The sequence below is a fragment of the Polynucleobacter sp. UK-Mo-2m-Kol15 genome, assembly GCF_018881505.1.
Taxonomy (GTDB): Bacteria; Pseudomonadota; Gammaproteobacteria; order Burkholderiales; family Burkholderiaceae; genus Polynucleobacter.
In genome coordinates this window covers 298,933-318,040 of the sequence record NZ_JACVQC010000001.1, presented here as the reverse complement: position 1 = coordinate 318,040, position 19,108 = coordinate 298,933, and the positions used below count along the sequence as shown (strand labels likewise).

The window sequence follows — 19,108 nt, the reverse complement described above, 5'->3', positions numbered from 1 at the left end:
GCTTTTCCTGATCGCCTTTAACATCCCCATATTGAACAATATGGCATGCCTGCACGCCATATCTCCCCCCAAACATTTGATGATATTTTGAGCGAGCTGGGTGATGACCCCGCCATTCCAGATCCCCACGGAATTCGCAAAACATCATCTCCTAGAGGGGTGGATATGGGGCCCCAAAGTAAGCCTCCAAAGCCCTTTTTTTCTACTAACTGGTTTGAACTCAACAGCCTTACTTGCAGCCCACTTTGGGTCTTTGGTGGAAGCTTAATACTCTTTGGAGGCAGCCTCTTTTTTTATTTTGAAACAAAACAATCTGGGGCTGAGATAGAAATTAGCACCTTACAGAATCAGCATTTAACACTCAAAGAGGAATTTGAATACTCTCAAAGCAAATGGCATTCTGAGCAAGAAGATCTATACGAAGCAATTGATGAAATAGAAGTAAGTATTCACTTATTAGAGATAAAACCACCAATTCAGGCGCCCCAAAACAAGCCCATGGTTATTCCTGAGGAAGCAGACCTTCGTCGCTGGAGATACTTAGGTATCGCCCGAATTGGCATGACGGAGCAAGCTTTTTTCCATACCGGCAAATCCACCACCATGGTGCTCAAGGAGGCAATAGCTTTAGGGGAATGGCGACTGACTCAATTGTCAAAAGAGCTGGCCGTCTTGACCCACCCCAAAGGCAAATCTATCACCTTTAAATCCACCCGATCGGAGTGACTTTATTGAAAATCTTTCCAAAACTCTCTGCCAGTATGCCGCTCATAATCCTGGCTTTATTACTCAAGCCAGCGCTGGGAAATCACGCTGAAATGAGCTCATCAAGCAAGCCTGAAGAAAGTCAAATTAGCCTGCAATTTAGCCAAATTGAATTGACTGAGCTTTTGCAAGTTTTAGCCAAAATGGGAGATACCAACTTTCTCCTCAGCGAATCGATTGAGGGCAAGATTTCAGTTGATCTCAAAAATACTCCTTGGCAAACCGCCCTCCATTCGATCTTAGCTAGCCGAGGATTACGGCTGGTCCGAAATGGCGATATTTACTGGATTGGTCCTCATGCAGAAATTCAAACTTTTCAAAAATTTCGACGGGAGGATGCTGCACTGCCTTTTGGGGGAGACCACATCAATAGCCCTCGCCAGATACTCATAGAGGCTCGTATCGTTGAAGCCGATCAGCGCTTTGCCCGTGAGCTAGGTATGAAGTTGGGATTTCAAGCTAATGCAATTGGCAACCACCCAAACCAAAATGCAAGCGCTAACCTTGATCTCGCCGGAACTGGCTTGGCTGGATTCAATCCAGCTACATTAGCTGCAACTTTAGTTTCTAAAAATGCGGCCCGTCAATTACAAATTGAGCTCTCAGCCCTCGAATCCGATGGCCAAGGTAAGATTCTCTCCAACCCCCGCATCATGACAGGCGATCAGGTGAAAGCAACGATTGAACAAGGAACTGAGTTGCCCTACCAAGTGAGCTCTCAAAGCGGGAGTAAATTACAGTTTCGCAAAGCTAATTTACGGCTAGAAGTCCTGCCTAAGATTCATCCGGATGGGAAAATTTCTATGTTGGTGGGTATTAATAAAGACACCATTGGCATGAAAACTGAGCAGGGTTATGCGATTGATACCAAAAATCTCAGCTCCGAAGTCACAGTTGAAAATGGGGGTACAGCGATCATAGGCGGGATTTTTCAAACCACCGAACGCGATGACGAGATCAAAGTACCTTTACTGGGTGACATTCCTTTGATTGGGCATTTATTTCGCCATAAATCCAAATTGGCAGATAAAACTGAATTATTAGTCTTCTTAACCCCCACCATCCTGGACAAACACTAATAAAATCATAGGGTGAACACTTCATCCAACAATATCTTTCTTATTGGCCTCATGGGCGCCGGAAAGTCGACGGTCGGGAAATTGCTGGCCAAGAAATTAGGTCGTCGTTTTTTAGATGCCGACCATGTGATTGAAGAGCGTTGTGGCGTCAAGATTCCCGTCATTTTTGAAATGGAAGGCGAGGATGGCTTTCGCAAACGCGAGGCTCAGGCCATAAAAGATATTACAGCTGAACATGAGCTCATTTTGGCTACCGGGGGCGGGGCTGTTCTCCTTCCCGAAAATCGTCAATTTCTTAGTAAAAGAGGCACAGTAATTTATCTCCATGCTAATCCCATAGAACTGTGGCATCGCACCAAAGGCGGCGAAGGTAGGCCACTTCTTAAGAATGGTGATGCAAAAAAGATTTTAGAAAACCTCTATGCTATTCGTGACCCCCTGTATCGCGAAATCGCTGACTATGTCATTGAGACTGGCAAACCTAGTGTTAATCAACTGGTCAACACTCTCATCATGCAACTCGAACTCTCCGCATAAATCTATCCATGAAAACATTAGAAGTTGATCTAGGCAGCCGCAGTTACCCCATTCATATTGGTACAGATTTAATAGATCAACCAGAGCTATTTAGCGCTTGCAAAAAAGCGACATCGATTTATATCGTTACCAATACAACTGTTGCTCCCTTATATGCACAGCGTCTCACTAAGACTTTAGAAAAACTAGGTAAGCCCGTCAGAACGATTGTCTTGCCTGATGGGGAGTCTTATAAGGACTGGAAAAATCTTCAGTTGATTTTTGATGACCTCCTCAAGTTTGGCGCTGATCGTCAAACCATGTTGCTGGCCTTGGGGGGTGGCGTCATCGGTGATATGACTGGCTTTGCTGCTGCCAGTTTTATGCGTGGCATCCGCTTCATTCAAGTGCCAACAACATTATTGGCTCAAGTGGACTCATCTGTAGGTGGTAAGACGGGCATCAACCATCCGCTGGGGAAAAATATGATCGGAGCATTTCATCAGCCAGTAGCAGTCATTGCCGATCTCAATACTTTGAAGACATTACCTGCACGCGAACTCTCTGCGGGCCTAGCTGAAGTGGTAAAGCATGGCGCTATTGCAGATGCTGAATTCTTAAGCTGGATTGAGGCAAATGCAAAAGCATTACTGGCATGTGACACGGCAGCAATGGCTCATGCAGTTTTAAGGTCTTGTGAAATTAAATCAGCAGTTGTTTCAGCAGACGAGAGAGAGGGTGGAATTCGTGCCACACTCAATTTCGGACATACCTTTGGCCATGCGATTGAAGCCGGCATGGGTTACGGCGAGTGGTTGCATGGTGAGGCTGTTGGTTGCGGCATGGTCATGGGTGCAGACCTCTCACGACGTCTGAACTTCATCACTCAAGCTGAGGTTGATCGTTTAACTCAGATTATTCAAGCGATGAACCTACCTATTGCGCCACCGAAGTTCGGCACACAGCGTTATATGGAATTAATGCAAGTAGATAAAAAGACTGAAGGCGGCCAGATTCGCTACGTCGTTTTAGAAAAAATTGGTAAAGCTCAAATTAAGAGCGTACCCGACGCTCAGGTCATCGAGACCTTAATGGCGACCGGGGCAGTTTAATTATTTCCTTACTTATTTCTGAAGTAGGCTAATAGTAATTGCCTGCCCAGCTTGAGCGCTGGCAAATTCTGATAAATCGCCCATTAATTCGCGCCCAGTTTTAGTATCTAACCACAATGGGGAGGCCAGAGTGCCAGCCCATCTATAGTGATAGCCACCAGATTTAGCTGCTACCCAAATCTCATGTAAAGGGGGCTGTGTATTGACGACAATGACGCTACGATCCCTAAATCGAATATTAATTACGTTGCCACCCTGACGCTCTACATCGAGATCTAGATCCAGTGCGTCGTCCGCAGCTTCCAAAGCCACCTCTATCGACTGCAACAAATTGCTACCCAACTGGTGGAATTGCTTGTCATCAATGGTTTCCGTCGTTAAATTGCCTAGCTTCATATTGGAGTCCTGCATGCTATATTCAATCATTCGTTTTAGAGACATTCATGATAGCGATTCTTAAAAGAACTCTTGGCATTAGCCTTCTAATATCCCTTGCTGGATGTGGGGTTAGAGGGCCCTTATATCTACCAAACGTACCGCCCGCACCCGCTCCCCCTTCTGAGGCAGAGCCCAAAGGCAAGCTCTATCCACCCCAAAGCCCAGCTGCTAACAACCCAACATCGGCCAAGCAATGACAATTAAAGCAATTCCACTCCCCAACTTAGCGGGATTTACAGAGCGTAATGGCGCCTGGTATGCAGAAGAAATTCCTCTGGCAGATTTAGCTAAAGAGTTTGGTACGCCTTTATATGTTTACAGCAAAAAAGCGTTAACCGAGGCTTATCAAGCCTATGACAAAGCTTGTGTTGACCCTTTTGGAAAAAGGCGTGCTCGCGTTCACTACGCCATGAAAGCCAATAGCAATTTAGCGGTAATTGATTGTTTTAAAAAATTAGGTTCTGGCTTTGACTTAGTCAGTGGCGGCGAATTAGCTCGTGCCATTGCAGTTGGTGCAGATCCAAAAAGTTTGGTTTTCGCAGGTGTAGGTAAGTCTACAAAGGAAATCACCCAAGCATTGCAAGCGGGTGTTAAATGCATCAATGTGGAATCGATTGCAGAGCTCCATCAAATTAATCGGGTTGCCACTAAGCTTAACTGCCGCGCCCCAATTTCCTTACGAGTAAATCCCGATGTGGATGCGCAAACACATCCTTATATTTCTACCGGATTAAAAGGAAATAAATTTGGTATTGCTTATTACGAGGTTCTAAAAACCTATCGTGAGGCTGCATTACTTTCACAAATTGATGTGGTTGGTATTGATTGTCATATTGGCTCACAAATCACAAGCACTGCACCCTATCTTGATGCACTTGATAAGGTACTCGAATTAGTTGCTCAATTGAAAAAAGAGGGTATTGAGATTCATCATCTCGATTTGGGTGGAGGACTTGGGATTTCTTATGGCGATGACAACCCACCTGACATTACTGAGTTCACTAATACCTTGCTCAATCGTGTTGCCGAGCGTGGCTTTGCTCACCTCGATGTGGTCTTAGAGCCCGGTAGATCATTGGTTGGCAATGCTGGCGTCCTCTTGACCCAAGTGGAATACCTCAAGCCAGGTGCCGAGAAAAACTTTTGCATTGTGGATGCAGCGATGACAGAATTAATGCGTCCCGCCCTCTATGAGGCTTATCACGCCATTGTTCCAGTCCAAAGCAAGCATATTGCAAACTCTATGTATGACATCGTTGGGCCTGTATGTGAGTCTGGTGATTGGCTCGGCAGGGACCGTGAGCTTGCAGTAGAAGAAGGTGATTTACTGGCTATTCTGTCTGCTGGCGCTTATGGTTTTGTAATGGCTTCGAATTACAACACTAGACCAAAACCTGCAGAAATTATGGTTGACGGTAAGAATGCATATGTCATTCGTACTCGTGAAAATGTTTCCGATCTCTTCGCTAGTGAATCTACCCTGCCAAAATAAATGTAATTAAAAAATTCATTTTGCTTGGTAAATCTCTATGCAATAAAAAACCCCGCTACACCAGCGGGGTTTTTGTTTTGTACTTAAATAATGATTAATGCAAGCCTGCCATGTAATCAGAAACTGCTTTCATTTCTTGATCAGAAAGCTTGGTAGCAATCGTTGTCATCTGTGTGCTATTTTTGCGAGTACCTTCACGGAAACTCACTAGCTGATTATAGGAATATTCAGCCCACTGCCCACCTTGGCGAGGATATTGCGCAGGAATGCCTGCCCCATTCGGGCTATGACAGCCAGCGCAAGCCGGAACACCCTTTGACGCAATACCGCCACCATAAATACTCTTGCCCAGCTGGATGGTATCTTTACTTTGAGCAAGGCCTTGGGATGGAGCCTGCTGAGCGAGGAAAGTGGCAATATTGGCCATATCTTGATCATTTAAAGGCATAGACATACCCATCATGATCGCATTCGCTCTAGTACCTTCTTTAAAGTTTTTCAACTGCTTTGCTGTGTATGCAGCATGCTGAGCAGAAAGCTTGGGCCAAGTAGATATGGCACTCTGACCCTTGGGGCCATGGCATGTAATACAAGCCACAACTCCGCGAGTTGCATCTCCGGAGTTATAGAGTGCTTCGCCAGCAGCCACGTCAACCTTTGGCTTACCTGGAACCACAGCCTTTGCCTCTGCAGTTGCTGCCATGGGCGCTGGATCAGCTGCAAAAGCTTGTTGGGTAAGCCCGCTTAGAGCGAAAATAGACAGGACTGCAAAGCCAGCGCGTAAGCTAGTTAATTTGGAGATTTGAGAGGTTTGACGCATTATGTTTACCTTGGCAAAAATTCCTAAAAGTGTTTGGGCCCTACTTTTACAACCTTTTACCCAACACCATGAGATATTTCATGATTTTGCGTGATTTTACAATAGCTTCTGGACATGTCTAAACTCTTTCAAGCCCGATTTTCGACCACAGTCAATGACACCCATTGTCTGCCTGCCACTCCGCTCCGAGAGGTAGCCTTTGCTGGACGATCAAATGCTGGAAAATCCAGCGCAATCAACGTGCTTTGCAACCAAAAACGTCTCGCTTTTGCAAGTAAAACGCCAGGGCGTACCCAGCACATTAACTATTTTGGGCTTTTTGCCAAAGATGATCTATTAGCTTATTTAGTTGATTTACCTGGATATGGCTATGCAGCAGTCAATCACGAGACCAAATACCACTGGAATACCCTGCTCAGCGACTATCTCCAAGAACGAGAGCAGCTGGTAGGCATGGTCCTTATTGTCGACTCCAGACGTGGTATCACCGAGCTAGATGAACAAATGATTCAATGGTTTGTGCCAACCGGCAAACCTATCCATATTTTGCTCAGCAAATGCGATAAGCTCAACAAAAGTGAGTGTAAGCATGCTTTAGAGGCAGTTCGTAAGCAATTAGAACAATATGCTCCAGCCCTGCCCGATGGCCATGGTAACTCCCAGCAACTTACGGCACAATTATTCTCTAGTACCAAGCGCATTGGTCTTGAAGAGGCCGACAATATTGTTATTAAATGGTTATTTGAAGCAGAGACTCAAGAAGATGAAATCACAAGCTAACTCTTTATTGAACTTTCCACGACACCGCCCCCGTCGCATGCGACGTGATGATTGGTCACGTCGCCTGATGCAGGAGAATCATCTCAACACAGGCGATTTAATATATCCAGTCTTTTTGCTCGAAGGTACAAATCAATCCCAAGTAGTTGCTTCCATGCCTGGGATCAATCGCGTGTCACTCGATTTGCTTTTTAATGTCGCTGAAGAATGTGTTGCCCTTGGCATTCCAGTGCTGGCACTTTTTCCGGTAATTGATTCATCCCTGAAAACACCTGATGGCAAAGAGGCGTTTAATCCAAATGGTTTAGTTCCAAATGCAGTGCGTGAACTCAAAAAACGCTTTCCTAATTTGGGCATCATGACCGATGTAGCACTTGATCCATATACAAGTCATGGCCAAGACGGCGTCTTGGATGAGCAAGGTCGCATCCTGAATGATGAAACCACAGCAATCTTAGTCCAACAAGCTGTTGCTCAAGCACAAGCTGGTGTTGATATCGTTGCACCATCGGACATGATGGATGGCCGCATCGGAAAAATTCGTGAGGCACTAGAGCAAAAAAACCTCATTCATACTCGCATCATGGCTTACTCGGCTAAATATGCTTCCGCTTTTTATGGGCCATTTCGTGATGCAGTTGGTTCAGCAAAAAATTTAGGTAAGGCTGATAAAAAAACGTATCAAATGGATTACGGCAATACTGACGAGGCTTTGCGGGAGGTTGCACTGGATATTAGCGAAGGTGCTGACATGGTGATGGTTAAACCTGGTATGCCTTACCTCGATATCGTTCGCCGAGTGCGTGATGAATTTAATTACCCAACTTATGTTTATCAAGTGAGTGGTGAATATGCCATGCTCAAAGCGGCCACACAAAATGGTTGGCTTGATCATGATGCTGTGATGATGGAATCTTTACTCGCATTTAAACGTGCCGGTGCTGATGGTATCCTGACTTACTTCGCACTTGAGGCGGCGCGCTTAATCAAGGCTAGCAAATAATCTGCGAGGATGAAGACTGAATAAGTGCAGACTTATTCAGTCTCAAGTGCTTTAGCTTCCTAGTACTTTTTTCAAACGCTCAATAAAACGTTGAGGTGGCATATAGCCAATTACCCGTTGATCTTTTATCTCTTCTGAGTTGAGATTAAAGATCAAAATACCAGGCGGGCCAAATAATCCAAAGCGTTTCAACAATGCCTGATTCTCTGGACTATTTTTTGTCACGTCGGCCTGCAGTAATATCAATTTCTGTAACTCTTGATTCACTTCAAGATTACCGAAAGTATTGACTTCCATCTCCTTGCAAGAGATGCACCAGTCCGCATAAAAATCTAGGAGTACTAGTTTCTTTTGTTCTTTTGCTTGGGCTAAAAATTGATCTAACTGCTCACTAGATTCAATCACGATAAAATTAGCACTTCCGATCTGATGTTGGCGCTGACCATTGGCCATTATTTTGTCACCTGCTTCGCTGCTGCCACCCTGTAATAAGGGTGAGGCAATCCAAGCTGCAGTTGCGACTAACAAAACACCTAATGTCCTTTGCAACCAAACCATCCAAATTCCAGTTGACGGAATTAAGATGCGTGCTTCGATAGCAATAAATAAAAGTGGCAGTCCCATGCCCAGAGCCATCACAAAAAGTAGGCCCGCACCCAAGCTCATTGATCCAGTTTGGGCAATAAAAGCGAGTACACCAGCCAAAGGGGCGGTAATACAAGGGCTCGCTACCAATGTAGAAATTCCGCCCAAGGCAAAAGCACCAGCAAAGCTCCCGCCCTTGTGGCGCCCTGCTAATTGATCTACCTTTTCCTGCCAAGATTGAGGCATTCTGAGTTCATATAGACCAAATAGGCTACCTGATAGGGTTAGCAGGAGTAAGGAAAAGGCTGTGAGGGCTATAGGGCTTTGTAAGGCTCTCTGAACGCTACCGCCCAGCGCTGCCATCAACAAACCAGCTAGGGCATATACACAAGCCATTCCAAGCACATAGGCTGCTGCCAGTAGGCTTGCACGGCTCTTAGCTATAGCATGCTTGCCCTGTGTTCCAAACACCACACTCGACAGAATGGGTAGCATCGGAAGAACGCAGGGAGTGAAAGCTAATGCTAGTCCCAGAATGAAGAAAGCCAGGAAAAGATATTGAGTGGGCGTACTCTCTAAGAAGCGACTAATGACATTAACGTCATCGCGCTCACGCCATACATCCATTAGGCTCAATTCTTTTTTGGGTGCATTGCCAGCTTGCACCCCATCCAATACTTCTGGTATCGGTCCGGCCTTTACCCCAGGACCTGCAAGTAGAAACTTGAGGGTCATTGGTGGATAACATATTCCCGCTTCAGCACAGCCTTGTAATTCCAACTCTAGATATAAAGGCTTTCCTGCTTCTGCTTTTTTATCTAGGGTGAGCATAAATGCCTGCTTATAAACCTGCATTTTCTTTTGAAAAGTTTCGTCATACTTTTCAATCCCAGCAGGGAGTAATGCCCTTAAAGACCCTAATTTATTAGACTCGGAGCCCATCTTGAAATGTAGAGATTCTTGATAGATGTAATAACCCTTGGCCGGAAAAATCTCCAACTCAATGTCGTTTGTATTTACCGCCCATGTTGCTTGGGCCTGAAATGCCTTCTCAGGCAGAAGAAACTCTGGAGCTGCAAAAGCAGTACCAACAAAGAATAGGAGTGCGGCTAACAACGGGATAAATTTATTAATCAATCTCATAGGAGTCACTTTACCTCGGCTTGCACCCACTTGCCATACAGCGCTTCATATTTTGCAGGTACATAAGCCATCACCTCTGGTAAATCATAAGAGTGATGACTTTTTATGAAATTAGAAATATCTATCCATTTATCTGCAGTTGTCTTTGCAGACAACAAAACTTCGTTTTCCTCACAAACCTTTCCCTCCCATCGATAGACAGAATGCATGCCTCCTTGAATTTGTACGCAGGCAGCTAATCGACCTTCTATCAATTGATGCGCCATTTTCTTCGCATCCTCTATTGATTTGAAAGTAGTGATAACAATCAGTAACTCAGTAGATTTATCAGGGGTCATTACGTATTTATAACCATATAAATGAAAAAAGCCAGACCGAAGCCTGGCTTTTAAACTAGCTAGAAGGCTTAAGCCTCTTCAGCTGCTGCTGTTTCTTCAACTTCTGGACGATCTACCAACTCAACCAAAGCCATAGGTGCATTGTCACCATGACGGAAGCCAAACTTCAAAATACGAAGGTAGCCACCTGGACGAGTTGCGTAACGTGGGCCGAGCTCTGTGAAGAGTTTGGTCACGATATCGCGATCGCGCGTGCGATTAAATGCTAAGCGACGGTTTGCTAAGTTATCTTTTTTACCCAAGGTAATCAAAGGCTCAACAACCATGCGCAATTCTTTTGCTTTTGGCAAAGTGGTTTTAATCACTTCGTGCTCCAAAAGAGAATTGGACATATTGCGCAGCATCGCCAAGCGATGTGATGACGTTCTGTTTAGTTTGCGTAAGCCGTTTCCGTGACGCATGATGCTTCCTTTCTAATTATTTCTCGAGGTTAGCTGGAGGCCAGCTTTCGAGTTTCATGCCAAGACTTAAGCCACGAGCCGCCAATACATCTTTGATTTCGTTCAAAGACTTGCGACCTAGATTAGGCGTCTTCAACAATTCATTCTCTGTACGTTGAATCAAGTCACCGATGTAGTAAATATTCTCAGCTTTCAAGCAGTTTGCAGAGCGAACTGTGAGTTCAAGATCATCCACTGGGCGCATCAACATTGGATCAACCATTGAAGAGCGGCTTGGCGCTAGATCACCAGAAACTTCGCTGCTTTCGAGGGCTGCGAATACAACCAACTGATCAACCAAAATAGTAGCGGCTTGACGAATTGCTTCCTCGGGAGACAAAACACCGTTTGTTTCGATTGTCATTACGAGACGATCGAGGTCGGTACGTTGCTCAACACGAGCAGATTCAACAGCGTAACTAACGCGGCTTACAGGGCTAAATGAGGCATCCAATACGATACGACCAATGATCTTGGTAGCTTCGTCATGGTATTGACGCATATTGCCTGGTACATAACCACGGCCTTTTTCAACCTTGATCTGCATATCCAACTTGCCACCAGCTGACAAGTGGGCGATAACATGATCAGGATTAATAATTTCAACATCATGTGGCAAGTCGATATCTTTTGCAGTTACAACGCCTGGACCTTCTTTGCGCAAATTGATAGTAACTTCATCACGTGACTGCAACTTAAATACGATACCTTTGAGGTTCAACAAAAGGTTAACTACATCCTCTTGAACTCCATCTAATGTGGAGTACTCATGAACAACACCAGCAATTGCTACTTCTGTTGGTGCATAACCAACCATCGAGGATAACAAAACGCGGCGTAATGCATTACCGAGTGTGTGGCCATAGCCACGCTCGAACGGCTCCATAACAACCTTAGCTTGGTTGGCAGTAAGCGCTTCAACAGAAATAATTTTTGGCTTGAGCAAATTTGTTTGCATATTTTTTCCTTGAGAGTGCCTAATTAGCGTGAATACAATTCGACGATCAAACTTTCATTAATTTCACCGCTAATATCTTCACGGTCAGGCACTTGCTTAAATGTTCCCTCGAGCTTGGTTGCGTCAACTGAAACCCAAGTAACAGCTGCCATTTGTCCAACCAAATTGAGTGATTCTGTAATACGCGCTTGCTTCTTCGCTTTTTCACGAATAGCTACTACATCACCAGGCTTAACCTGAATCGATGGAATATTTACTGGGCTACCATTGAGCATAACTGCACAATGAGAAACCAATTGGCGCGCTTCAGCACGAGTAGAACCAAAACCCATGCGATAAACCACGTTGTCTAAACGTGACTCAAGCAACTGAAGTAATGTTTCACCAGTGTTGCCCTTACGACGCTCAGCTTCTGCGAAGTAACGACGAAATTGACGCTCTAATACGCCATAGATACGCTTAACCTTTTGCTTTTCACGCAATTGATTACCGTAATCAGATGTTCTTGAGCCAGATGTACGGCCATGTTGACCAGGCTTAGTATCTAACTTGCACTTGTCTGACAAGGCGCGACGTGCGCTCTTTAAAAATAAGTCGGTACCTTCCCGACGTGCTAATTTGGCCTTAGGCCCTAAGTAACGTGCCACGATGCTTTCCTTTCTTTGCCGCAGTCTTACGACCGGCGGTGAGTTCACCTTTTAATTCAGATGAACGGTGGGCTTTTATAAAAAACTACTAAACTTGTACTGTCAACTTCTCAGCTTAAATACGACGACGCTTAGGAGGACGGCAACCATTGTGCGGAACTGGGGTTACGTCTTGAATCTCAGTGATCTTGATGCCCAATGAGTTCAATGCGCGAACTGCTGATTCACGACCTGGGCCCGGACCCTTGATCTGAACTTCTAAGTTCTTGATACCGCACTCAACAGCAGCTTTACCAGCTACTTCAGCAGCTACCTGAGCAGCAAAAGGCGTTGATTTACGTGAACCTTTGAAGCCCTGTCCACCAGATGTTGCCCATGAGAGCGCATTACCTTGGCGATCAGTGATCGTAATAATGGTGTTATTAAAAGAAGCATGAACGTGTGCAATACCATCAGCAACGTTCTTTTTAACCTTCTTGCGTGCGCGCTGTGAAGCTGCGGAAGCGGATTGTTGTTTTGCCATGTTAATAAACTTTCTTGATTATTTCTTGAGTTGCACGCCGGACTTACGTGGGCCCTTGCGGGTACGCGCGTTTGTTTTGGTGCGTTGACCACGTACAGGCAAGCCCTTACGATGACGAACGCCGCGATAGCAGCCTAAGTCCATCAAACGCTTGATGCTCATCGTTACTTCACGACGAAGGTCACCTTCAGTGATGAATTTACCTACCTCATCACGCAACTTTTCCAAGTCACCATCAGTAAGATCTTTAACTTTTTTGTCGATAGCAACACCTGTGGTTTCACAAATTTTGCGAGCACGAGTTGTGCCAATGCCAAAAATTGCTGTTAAACCGATAACAGTATGTTGATGATTTGGGATATTTACCCCAGCGATACGTGCCATGAGATTTCCTCTTAATTAACCAGATCAGCCTTGACGCTGCTTATGACGTGCGTCTGAAGAACAGATCACGCGCACAACGCGTTTGCGCTTAATGATCTTGCAATTTCTGCAAATACACTTAACGGATGCCAAAACTTTCATAACTCACCTCTAAAAAAATATGTACTACTTAATCTTTTACTTCGCTCGGAATATGATTCTGGCGCGCGTCAGGTCGTAAGGAGTCATCTCCACCGTCACCTTATCTCCTGGCAATATGCGGATGTAATGCATCCTCATCTTTCCAGAAATGTGCCCTAGAACCACATGTCCGTTCTCTAGCTTCACGCGAAACATTGCGTTCGGCAAATTCTCAATAATTTCTCCCGCCATCTGAATTACATCGTCTTTAGACATTCAGTTAAGCGCCCATCTTAAAGTTAGCTTTTTTCATTAAAGAACCATACTGTTGCTGCAATGCGAATGACTGAACTTGAGCCATAAAATCCATTGCAACAACGACAATAATCAACAAGGAAGTGCCGCCAAAGTAAAATGGCACGTTGTACTTCAACACTAAAAATTCTGGCAACAAACAAACCAAAACCATATAAATTGCACCTGCCAATGTCAAACGAATTAAGATCTTATCGATATAACGACCTGTCTGATCACCAGGACGAATACCCGGAATAAAGGCGCCGCTCTTCTTCAAATTCTCAGCAGTATCACGACTATTGAAAACCAAAGCAGTGTAAAAGAAACAGAAGAAAATGATCGCTGCTGCATACAGAATCGTGTACACAGGTTGACCTGGAGCTAATGTTGCAGCCAAATCTTTGATAACTCTGCTGAACATATTGGCAGGCTCGCCTGATGTAAACCAGCCAGCAATCGTTGCAGGGAACAAAATAATAGATGAAGCAAAGATTGGAGGAATAACACCAGCCATATTTAACTTCAACGGGAAGTATGAAGACTGACCGCCATATATCTTGTTGCCGACTTGACGCTTAGCGTAATTCACTAAGATGCGGCGCTGACCACGCTCTACAAACACTACAAAATAAGTTACTGCAATACAAATGACCACAATCAGCAAAGCTGACAAAATATTCATAGAACCAGTGCGCACTAGCTCGAGTAGGCTGCCGATTGCTGAAGGCAATCCAGAAACAATCCCACCGAAAATAATGATAGAAATACCGTTGCCAAGCCCACGCTCAGTAATCTGCTCGCCTAGCCACATTAAGAACATCGTGCCAGTAACTAAAGTCACTACTGTGTTGAGTTCAAACATCAAGCCAGGATTAATAACCAAACCTGGTTGAGCCTGCAGTGCTACTGAGATGCCTAATGCTTGGAATGTCGCCAAGAACACAGTGCCATAACGGGTGTACTGAGTAATCTTGCGCTGTCCCGCTTGGCCTTCTTTTTTCAAAGACTCCAAAGAAGGAACGACAATCGTCATCAACTGCATGATGATCGACGCAGAGATGTAAGGCATGATTCCTAAAGCAAAAACTGTAAAGCGCGATAAAGCACCACCTGAGAACAGATTGAACATCCCTAAGATGCCATCTTTTTGACCGGAGAACAATTGAGCTAATTGGTCAGGATCAATACCTGGAACAGGAATGTGTGCGCCCAAACGGAACACGAGCAATGCCAAAACCAGGAATATCAAGCGTTGGCGTAATTCGCCAAACTTGTTTCCTGATTGAGCAATATTTGCTGTGTTGGTAGGAGCGAGTGCCATCGTTTACTAAAAACTAATTAAACCAAGTCAACCAATTTGCCGCCAGCCGCTTCAATAGCCGCTTTAGCACCTGCAGTTGCTGTAATACCTTTGAGAGTCACAGCAATTGATAGTTCGCCAGTCTTAATTACTTTAACTGCATTAATCTGCTCACCAGCAAAACCATGGGCTCTCAAAACCAACAAGTCTACTTCTGGCAGGTTGATTTTCGCTAAGTCATTCAAAGTGATTTGACCAACGTGACGACGTGTCAAAGAAACGAAACCGCGTTTTGGTAAACGTCGATACATTGGCATCTGACCACCCTCGAATCCAACTTTGTGAAATCCACCGGAACGTGATTTTTGACCTTTGTGACCGCGGCCTGCAGTTTTACCAAGACCTGAACCGATGCCACGACCTACGCGACGACGGTTTTTCTTGGATCCCTCTGCGGGTTTTAGTGTATTGAGTTGCATATTCTTCGCCTATTTGCTTGCTAGTTATTAGCCAACGACTTTAACTAAATAAGAAACTTTATTAATCATTCCGCGAACTGCTGGAGTGTCTTCCAATTCTGAAACAGAATTGATGCGACGCAGGCCTAAGCCGCGAACAGTTGCACGATGGCTTTCGCGTGTGCCGATCAAGCTGCGTACTAATTGCAGTTTGACTTTGGAGTTAGATGTTGTCATATATAGATTCCTAATCTTTTGGTCTTAGCCGAGAATCTCTTCAACTGACTTACCGCGTTTAGCAGCAATTTCAGAAGGAGTGCTCATCTTGCTCAAGCCATCAATCGTTGCACGAACCATGTTGTAAGGATTTGTTGAACCAAGTGACTTGGCAACAACGTTAGTTACACCCATTACATCAAAAATTGCGCGCATTGGGCCACCAGCGATAACGCCAGTACCATCTTTTGCTGGAGAAATCATCACGCGTGACGCGCCATGTTTACCAATCACAGTGTGCTGCAAAGTACCTTTACGTAAGGAAACTTTGATCATCTTGCGACGTGCTTCGTCCATTGCCTTTTGAACAGCAACTGGAACTTCTTTTGATTTGCCTTTACCCATGCCGATGCGGCCATCGCCATCACCAACTACAGTGAGTGCAGCGAAGCCGAGAATACGACCACCCTTAACCACTTTAGTTACACGATTAACAGCAATCATCTTCTCGCGAAGACCATCATCACGCTCTTCGTTTTGCATCTTAGTTTGCATTTTTGCCATGTTTTTTCCTAAACCCTATTAGAACTTCAGGCCGGCTTCACGCGCAGCTTCAGCTAAGGCCTTAATACGGCCGTGGTAACGATGACCGGAGCGATCAAAAGCAACATCAACAATGCCCGCCTTAACAGCACGCTCAGCAACTAATTTGCCGATTTGTTTAGCCGCATCAGCGTTGCCGCCGTTTTTGATTGCTTGGCGTAAATCTTTTTCCATTGTTGAGGCAGCTGCTACAACTTTGGTTCCACATGGGCTATATACCTGTGCAGAAATATGGGAGTTGCTACGGATAACTGTTAAGCGATTTGCCAATGCTTCGGCAATGCGAATACGAGTCTGCCTAGCGCGTCTTTGTCTGGATTCGTCTTTATTCATTTTTTAATCTCGCTTACTTCTTCTTAGTTTCTTTCAGGTGTACAACCTCATCCACGTAGCGAACGCCTTTACCTTTGTATGGCTCTGGTGAACGGTATGCGCGAACTTCAGCGGCAACCTGGCCAACTTGCTGCTTGTTGGAGCCTTTAATAATGATTTCAGTTTGAGTTGGGGTCTCAGCTTTTACGCCCTTTGGTAGGTTGTAAATAATGTCATGCGAGAAACCTAACTGCAACTTCAATGAATCGCCCTGAGCAGCAGCACGATAACCAACGCCTACCAAGCTGAGCTTGCGCTCAAAGCCAGCAGTTACACCAACAACCATGTTGTTTACCAAAGCACGGGCCGTACCTGACTGTGCACCGGCTTCTGGTGTGTCGTTATTTAAAACAACTGTCAATACGCCGTCTTCTTGCTTCAAACCAACAGAAGGATGCAAGTTATGTGTCAAGGTACCCAATGGGCCTTTAACAGTAATATTTGCACCGTTGATGCTGATTTCAGCGCCCTTAGGGACTGGAATGGGTGATTTACCAACGCGGGACATATTTCTCTCCTTACGCGACGTAGCAAATAACTTCGCCACCAACGCCGTTTGCACGAGCTTTGCGGTCTGTCATTACGCCTTGTGGGGTTGAAATAATTGCAATGCCTAAGCCATTCATCACTTCAGGAATGTCGTGGCGGCCTTTGTAGATACGAAGACTTGGTGTAGAAACACGGTCAATTCGCTCAATAACAGGGCGGCCTGCGTAGTATTTGAGTTCAATATGCAGCACTGGCTTAGCTGCTTCACCCTTGATTTCAAAACTATCGATATAACCTTCATCCTGCAAGACTTTTGCAATAGCTACTTTAACTTTTGACGACGGCATCAAGACTACGGGTTTCTGCACTGCTTGCGCATTGCGGATCCTTGTCAACATGTCGGCGATTGGATCGCTGATACTCATGAGTTCTCCTAATTCTTTCGCCGCTTACCAGCTGGCCTTGGTTAAACCGGGGATTTCGCCACGGAAGGCGATTTCACGAATTTTGCTACGCGCTAGACCAAACTTACTGAATACACCGCGCGGACGACCGGTTAATGAACAACGATTTCTTTGACGAATCGGGCTCGCGTTACGTGGAAGTGCCTGTAACTTCAAGCGCGCTTCATAGCGCTCTTCATCGCTGCGTGATTGATCAGCAATGATTGCCTTGAGTTCAGCACGCTTTACAGCGTACTTCTCTACAGTTTTTGTGCGCTTATTCTCGCGCTCAATTAGGGATAGTTTTGCCACGTTAGCCTCTTAATTGCGGAAAGGGAATTTGAACGCTGCCAACAAAGCTTTTGCTTCTTCGTCAGTCTTAGCGGTCGTCGTAATACTGATATTGAGACCACGGAGGGCATCAATTTTGTCGTATTCGATTTCAGGGAAAATGATTTGCTCTTTAACGCCGATGTTGTAGTTACCACGGCCGTCAAATGCCTTGCCGGAAATTCCTCGGAAGTCACGTACGCGTGGCAAAGCAACAGTCACGAAACGGTCTAAAAATTCGTACATGCGTGCACCACGCAATGTCACCATGGCGCCGATTGGGTAGCCTTGACGAATTTTGAAACCAGCAATCGCTTTTTTCGCTTTTGTCACAACTGGCTTTTGACCTGCTACTTTAGTCAAATCACCAACTGCATTTTCGATAATCTTTTTATCGTTCACAGCATCGCCTAAGCCCATGTTCAGGGTTACCTTAGTGATACGCGGAACTTCCATTACAGACTTGTAGCCAAATTTAGCGATCAAATCAGCAACTACTTTAGCTTGGTAGTGTTCTTGAAAACGTGTGCTCATAATTTCTCCGTGCCCCTTATGCGCTTAAAGTTGCGCCAGTGGTTTTGAGGAAACGTTGCTTTTTACCGTCCACGAGTTTGATACCAACACGTGATGGTTTGCCGTTACCGTCAACCACAGCCACATTAGAAATGTGAACAGGCATCGACTTGTCAATCATGCCGCCAGTAACACCGGCTGCTGGATTTGGCTTAACGCTCTTTTTGTAAATATTTACGCCTTCGATTACCAATTTGTTCTCGAGAACGGCTGTAACAGTTCCTTGCTTGCCCTTATCGCGGCCAGTCAATAGAACTACTGAATCACCTTTACGAATCTTTTTCATATCAGCCTCTTAAATAACTTCGGGGGCGAGAGAAACGATCTTCATGAACTTCTCAGTACGCAATTCGCGCGTAACTGGTCCAAAGATACGTGTGCCGATTGGCTCTAACTTAGCGTTGAGCAATACCGCAGCGTTTCCATCGAACTTAATCAATGAGCCGTCTGGACGGCGTACACCCTTAGCAGTTCTCACTACTACGGCGTTATAAATATCACCTTTTTTTACACGGCCACGTGGAGCAGCGGACTTTACAGTCACTTTGATGACATCACCGATACTGGCGTAACGACGCTTAGAGCCGCCCAATACCTTGATGCACAAAACTTCACTGGCGCCTGTGTTATCGGCGACCTGTAATCTACTTTCGGTCTGAATCATTTTTTAATCCCCAACTTGTTAGCCAAAGGCAAACAGTCTTGGTTCCGTCTATGGGCTTTAACGAAAGTTAAAATCCGGAATTAATGAAAAAACACTGCTTCTCCCAATAAAACCAGAGAAGCCTTCTATCATACTACGCAAAACAGGGATTTGGCAAGAA

Annotated in this window: 30 protein-coding genes; 8 read left to right on the top strand and 22 right to left on the bottom strand. The window is 45.1% G+C overall.

The window, feature by feature from the left end; translation table 11 throughout:
• Positions 1-45: 45 nt before the first annotated feature.
• From ICN43_RS01745 to aroB, 4 genes are read left to right on the top strand one after another with little or no spacing between them, the layout of a single operon-like run.
• On the top strand, positions 46-726 hold the full coding sequence (locus tag ICN43_RS01745) for a hypothetical protein (RefSeq protein ID WP_216196910.1): 681 nt from the start codon (positions 46-48) through the stop codon (positions 724-726).
• A 35-nt stretch (positions 727-761) separates the two neighbouring features.
• Positions 762-1,844 (top strand): secretin and TonB N-terminal domain-containing protein, encoded by a 1,083-nt coding sequence (locus tag ICN43_RS01740; protein ID WP_255533380.1) that lies wholly within the window; start codon positions 762-764, stop codon positions 1,842-1,844.
• Positions 1,845-1,856: 12 nt separating this feature from the next.
• Complete coding sequence (locus ICN43_RS01735; protein ID WP_216196909.1) at positions 1,857-2,381, top strand: shikimate kinase; 525 nt, start codon at positions 1,857-1,859, stop codon at positions 2,379-2,381.
• Positions 2,382-2,389: 8 nt separating this feature from the next.
• The gene (gene aroB, locus ICN43_RS01730) at positions 2,390-3,472 is read left to right on the top strand and encodes a 3-dehydroquinate synthase (RefSeq protein ID WP_216196908.1); all 1,083 of its coding nucleotides are present in this window, start codon (positions 2,390-2,392) and stop codon (positions 3,470-3,472) included.
• A gap of 12 nt (positions 3,473-3,484) precedes the next feature.
• Here the strand turns inward: aroB and cyaY are convergent, their stop codons facing one another.
• Positions 3,485-3,913, bottom strand: a complete 429-nt coding sequence (gene cyaY, locus ICN43_RS01725) for an iron donor protein CyaY (RefSeq protein WP_255533379.1) — start codon at positions 3,911-3,913, stop codon at positions 3,485-3,487.
• 2 nt (positions 3,914-3,915) lie between these two features.
• Here cyaY and ICN43_RS11240 point away from each other — a divergent pair, with 2 nt between their 5' ends.
• Positions 3,916-4,107 carry a lipoprotein gene (locus ICN43_RS11240; protein ID WP_216196907.1) on the top strand — a complete coding sequence of 64 codons (192 nt, stop codon included), beginning with the start codon at positions 3,916-3,918 and terminating at the stop codon, positions 4,105-4,107.
• Positions 4,104-5,402 (top strand): diaminopimelate decarboxylase, encoded by a 1,299-nt coding sequence (gene lysA, locus ICN43_RS01715; RefSeq protein WP_216196906.1) that lies wholly within the window; start codon positions 4,104-4,106, stop codon positions 5,400-5,402. The genes ICN43_RS11240 and lysA overlap by 4 nt, the downstream gene beginning before the upstream one ends.
• 94 nt (positions 5,403-5,496) lie before the next feature.
• Here the strand turns inward: lysA and ICN43_RS01710 are convergent, their stop codons facing one another.
• Positions 5,497-6,222 (bottom strand): cytochrome c, encoded by a 726-nt coding sequence (locus ICN43_RS01710; RefSeq protein WP_216196905.1) that lies wholly within the window; start codon positions 6,220-6,222, stop codon positions 5,497-5,499.
• Positions 6,223-6,336: 114 nt separating this feature from the next.
• Between ICN43_RS01710 and yihA the strand changes: the two genes are divergently transcribed.
• Together yihA and hemB are read left to right on the top strand one after the other, a co-directional pair.
• A complete protein-coding gene (yihA, locus tag ICN43_RS01705; protein WP_216196904.1) occupies positions 6,337-7,002 on the top strand; it encodes a ribosome biogenesis GTP-binding protein YihA/YsxC in 666 nt (221 codons plus the stop codon).
• Positions 6,986-8,005: a porphobilinogen synthase gene (hemB, locus tag ICN43_RS01700; protein WP_216196903.1), complete on the top strand. Its 1,020-nt coding sequence runs from the start codon at positions 6,986-6,988 to the stop codon at positions 8,003-8,005. Before yihA ends, hemB begins: the two co-directional genes overlap by 17 nt.
• Positions 8,006-8,056: 51 nt before the next feature.
• On the opposite strand, the gene dsbD is transcribed toward hemB, so the two are convergent.
• From dsbD to rplN, 20 genes are all read right to left on the bottom strand, one after another.
• Positions 8,057-9,733 (bottom strand): protein-disulfide reductase DsbD, encoded by a 1,677-nt coding sequence (dsbD, locus tag ICN43_RS01695; RefSeq protein ID WP_216196902.1) that lies wholly within the window; start codon positions 9,731-9,733, stop codon positions 8,057-8,059.
• Between the two features lie 5 nt (positions 9,734-9,738).
• Positions 9,739-10,071 (bottom strand): divalent-cation tolerance protein CutA, encoded by a 333-nt coding sequence (cutA, locus tag ICN43_RS01690; RefSeq protein ID WP_216196901.1) that lies wholly within the window; start codon positions 10,069-10,071, stop codon positions 9,739-9,741.
• A gap of 68 nt (positions 10,072-10,139) precedes the next feature.
• Positions 10,140-10,532 (bottom strand): 50S ribosomal protein L17, encoded by a 393-nt coding sequence (rplQ, locus tag ICN43_RS01685; protein WP_216196900.1) that lies wholly within the window; start codon positions 10,530-10,532, stop codon positions 10,140-10,142.
• 16 nt (positions 10,533-10,548) lie between these two features.
• A complete protein-coding gene (gene rpoA / locus ICN43_RS01680; protein ID WP_015420255.1) occupies positions 10,549-11,529 on the bottom strand; it encodes a DNA-directed RNA polymerase subunit alpha in 981 nt (326 codons plus the stop codon).
• A gap of 23 nt (positions 11,530-11,552) precedes the next feature.
• Positions 11,553-12,176, bottom strand: coding sequence for a 30S ribosomal protein S4 (gene rpsD / locus ICN43_RS01675; protein ID WP_216196899.1), 624 nt, complete (start codon positions 12,174-12,176; stop codon positions 11,553-11,555).
• A gap of 115 nt (positions 12,177-12,291) precedes the next feature.
• Positions 12,292-12,699 (bottom strand): 30S ribosomal protein S11, encoded by a 408-nt coding sequence (rpsK, locus tag ICN43_RS01670; RefSeq protein ID WP_011901923.1) that lies wholly within the window; start codon positions 12,697-12,699, stop codon positions 12,292-12,294.
• 18 nt (positions 12,700-12,717) lie between these two features.
• A complete protein-coding gene (rpsM, locus tag ICN43_RS01665) occupies positions 12,718-13,083 on the bottom strand; it encodes a 30S ribosomal protein S13 (protein ID WP_015420253.1) in 366 nt (121 codons plus the stop codon).
• A 24-nt stretch (positions 13,084-13,107) separates the two neighbouring features.
• Positions 13,108-13,224, bottom strand: coding sequence for a 50S ribosomal protein L36 (gene rpmJ, locus ICN43_RS01660; protein ID WP_012357167.1), 117 nt, complete (start codon positions 13,222-13,224; stop codon positions 13,108-13,110).
• 36 nt (positions 13,225-13,260) lie between these two features.
• A complete protein-coding gene (infA, locus tag ICN43_RS01655; RefSeq protein WP_015420252.1) occupies positions 13,261-13,479 on the bottom strand; it encodes a translation initiation factor IF-1 in 219 nt (72 codons plus the stop codon).
• 4 nt (positions 13,480-13,483) lie between these two features.
• Positions 13,484-14,821, bottom strand: coding sequence for a preprotein translocase subunit SecY (gene secY / locus ICN43_RS01650; RefSeq protein WP_216196898.1), 1,338 nt, complete (start codon positions 14,819-14,821; stop codon positions 13,484-13,486).
• 17 nt (positions 14,822-14,838) lie between these two features.
• Positions 14,839-15,279, bottom strand: coding sequence for a 50S ribosomal protein L15 (gene rplO, locus ICN43_RS01645; protein ID WP_015420250.1), 441 nt, complete (start codon positions 15,277-15,279; stop codon positions 14,839-14,841).
• Positions 15,280-15,306: 27 nt separating this feature from the next.
• Positions 15,307-15,495 carry a 50S ribosomal protein L30 gene (gene rpmD / locus ICN43_RS01640; protein ID WP_215358833.1) on the bottom strand — a complete coding sequence of 63 codons (189 nt, stop codon included), beginning with the start codon at positions 15,493-15,495 and terminating at the stop codon, positions 15,307-15,309.
• 24 nt (positions 15,496-15,519) lie between these two features.
• Complete coding sequence (gene rpsE, locus ICN43_RS01635) at positions 15,520-16,038, bottom strand: 30S ribosomal protein S5 (RefSeq protein WP_015420248.1); 519 nt, start codon at positions 16,036-16,038, stop codon at positions 15,520-15,522.
• Positions 16,039-16,056: 18 nt separating this feature from the next.
• Positions 16,057-16,410: a 50S ribosomal protein L18 gene (rplR, locus tag ICN43_RS01630; protein WP_015420247.1), complete on the bottom strand. Its 354-nt coding sequence runs from the start codon at positions 16,408-16,410 to the stop codon at positions 16,057-16,059.
• A 13-nt stretch (positions 16,411-16,423) separates the two neighbouring features.
• Positions 16,424-16,957, bottom strand: a complete 534-nt coding sequence (rplF, locus tag ICN43_RS01625) for a 50S ribosomal protein L6 (RefSeq protein ID WP_046329385.1) — start codon at positions 16,955-16,957, stop codon at positions 16,424-16,426.
• A gap of 10 nt (positions 16,958-16,967) precedes the next feature.
• A complete protein-coding gene (rpsH, locus tag ICN43_RS01620; RefSeq protein WP_015420245.1) occupies positions 16,968-17,363 on the bottom strand; it encodes a 30S ribosomal protein S8 in 396 nt (131 codons plus the stop codon).
• A gap of 24 nt (positions 17,364-17,387) precedes the next feature.
• The gene (gene rpsN / locus ICN43_RS01615) at positions 17,388-17,693 is read right to left on the bottom strand and encodes a 30S ribosomal protein S14 (protein WP_046329384.1); all 306 of its coding nucleotides are present in this window, start codon (positions 17,691-17,693) and stop codon (positions 17,388-17,390) included.
• A 9-nt stretch (positions 17,694-17,702) separates the two neighbouring features.
• Positions 17,703-18,245: a 50S ribosomal protein L5 gene (gene rplE, locus ICN43_RS01610; RefSeq protein WP_046329383.1), complete on the bottom strand. Its 543-nt coding sequence runs from the start codon at positions 18,243-18,245 to the stop codon at positions 17,703-17,705.
• A gap of 16 nt (positions 18,246-18,261) precedes the next feature.
• The gene (gene rplX, locus ICN43_RS01605; RefSeq protein WP_216196897.1) at positions 18,262-18,570 is read right to left on the bottom strand and encodes a 50S ribosomal protein L24; all 309 of its coding nucleotides are present in this window, start codon (positions 18,568-18,570) and stop codon (positions 18,262-18,264) included.
• 9 nt (positions 18,571-18,579) lie between these two features.
• Positions 18,580-18,948: a 50S ribosomal protein L14 gene (gene rplN, locus ICN43_RS01600; RefSeq protein WP_015420241.1), complete on the bottom strand. Its 369-nt coding sequence runs from the start codon at positions 18,946-18,948 to the stop codon at positions 18,580-18,582.
• Positions 18,949-19,108 lie beyond the last annotated feature (160 nt).

Bases quoted from the DNA above. Each gene is read 5' to 3' on its own strand.
- ICN43_RS01745 (WP_216196910.1), top strand. From the start codon at position 46: ATGCCTGCACGCCATATCTCCCCCCAAACATTTGATGATATTTTGAGC.
- ICN43_RS01740 (WP_255533380.1), top strand. From the start codon at position 762: ATGCCGCTCATAATCCTGGCTTTATTACTCAAGCCAGCGCTGGGAAAT.
- aroB (WP_216196908.1), top strand. From the start codon at position 2,390: ATGAAAACATTAGAAGTTGATCTAGGCAGCCGCAGTTACCCCATTCAT.
- cyaY (WP_255533379.1), bottom strand. From the start codon at position 3,913: ATGTCTCTAAAACGAATGATTGAATATAGCATGCAGGACTCCAATATG.
- ICN43_RS11240 (WP_216196907.1), top strand. From the start codon at position 3,916: ATGATAGCGATTCTTAAAAGAACTCTTGGCATTAGCCTTCTAATATCC.
- lysA (WP_216196906.1), top strand. From the start codon at position 4,104: ATGACAATTAAAGCAATTCCACTCCCCAACTTAGCGGGATTTACAGAG.
- ICN43_RS01710 (WP_216196905.1), bottom strand. From the start codon at position 6,222: ATGCGTCAAACCTCTCAAATCTCCAAATTAACTAGCTTACGCGCTGGC.
- yihA (WP_216196904.1), top strand. From the start codon at position 6,337: ATGTCTAAACTCTTTCAAGCCCGATTTTCGACCACAGTCAATGACACC.
- hemB (WP_216196903.1), top strand. From the start codon at position 6,986: ATGAAATCACAAGCTAACTCTTTATTGAACTTTCCACGACACCGCCCC.
- dsbD (WP_216196902.1), bottom strand. From the start codon at position 9,733: ATGAGATTGATTAATAAATTTATCCCGTTGTTAGCCGCACTCCTATTC.
- cutA (WP_216196901.1), bottom strand. From the start codon at position 10,071: ATGACCCCTGATAAATCTACTGAGTTACTGATTGTTATCACTACTTTC.
- rplQ (WP_216196900.1), bottom strand. From the start codon at position 10,532: ATGCGTCACGGAAACGGCTTACGCAAACTAAACAGAACGTCATCACAT.
- rpoA (WP_015420255.1), bottom strand. From the start codon at position 11,529: ATGCAAACAAATTTGCTCAAGCCAAAAATTATTTCTGTTGAAGCGCTT.
- rpsK (WP_011901923.1), bottom strand. From the start codon at position 12,699: ATGGCAAAACAACAATCCGCTTCCGCAGCTTCACAGCGCGCACGCAAG.
- rpsM (WP_015420253.1), bottom strand. From the start codon at position 13,083: ATGGCACGTATCGCTGGGGTAAATATCCCAAATCATCAACATACTGTT.
- rpmJ (WP_012357167.1), bottom strand. From the start codon at position 13,224: ATGAAAGTTTTGGCATCCGTTAAGTGTATTTGCAGAAATTGCAAGATC.
- infA (WP_015420252.1), bottom strand. From the start codon at position 13,479: ATGTCTAAAGACGATGTAATTCAGATGGCGGGAGAAATTATTGAGAAT.
- secY (WP_216196898.1), bottom strand. From the start codon at position 14,821: ATGGCACTCGCTCCTACCAACACAGCAAATATTGCTCAATCAGGAAAC.
- rplO (WP_015420250.1), bottom strand. From the start codon at position 15,279: ATGCAACTCAATACACTAAAACCCGCAGAGGGATCCAAGAAAAACCGT.
- rpmD (WP_215358833.1), bottom strand. From the start codon at position 15,495: ATGACAACATCTAACTCCAAAGTCAAACTGCAATTAGTACGCAGCTTG.
- rpsE (WP_015420248.1), bottom strand. From the start codon at position 16,038: ATGGCAAAAATGCAAACTAAGATGCAAAACGAAGAGCGTGATGATGGT.
- rplR (WP_015420247.1), bottom strand. From the start codon at position 16,410: ATGAATAAAGACGAATCCAGACAAAGACGCGCTAGGCAGACTCGTATT.
- rplF (WP_046329385.1), bottom strand. From the start codon at position 16,957: ATGTCCCGCGTTGGTAAATCACCCATTCCAGTCCCTAAGGGCGCTGAA.
- rpsH (WP_015420245.1), bottom strand. From the start codon at position 17,363: ATGAGTATCAGCGATCCAATCGCCGACATGTTGACAAGGATCCGCAAT.
- rplE (WP_046329383.1), bottom strand. From the start codon at position 18,245: ATGAGCACACGTTTTCAAGAACACTACCAAGCTAAAGTAGTTGCTGAT.
- rplX (WP_216196897.1), bottom strand. From the start codon at position 18,570: ATGAAAAAGATTCGTAAAGGTGATTCAGTAGTTCTATTGACTGGCCGC.
- rplN (WP_015420241.1), bottom strand. From the start codon at position 18,948: ATGATTCAGACCGAAAGTAGATTACAGGTCGCCGATAACACAGGCGCC.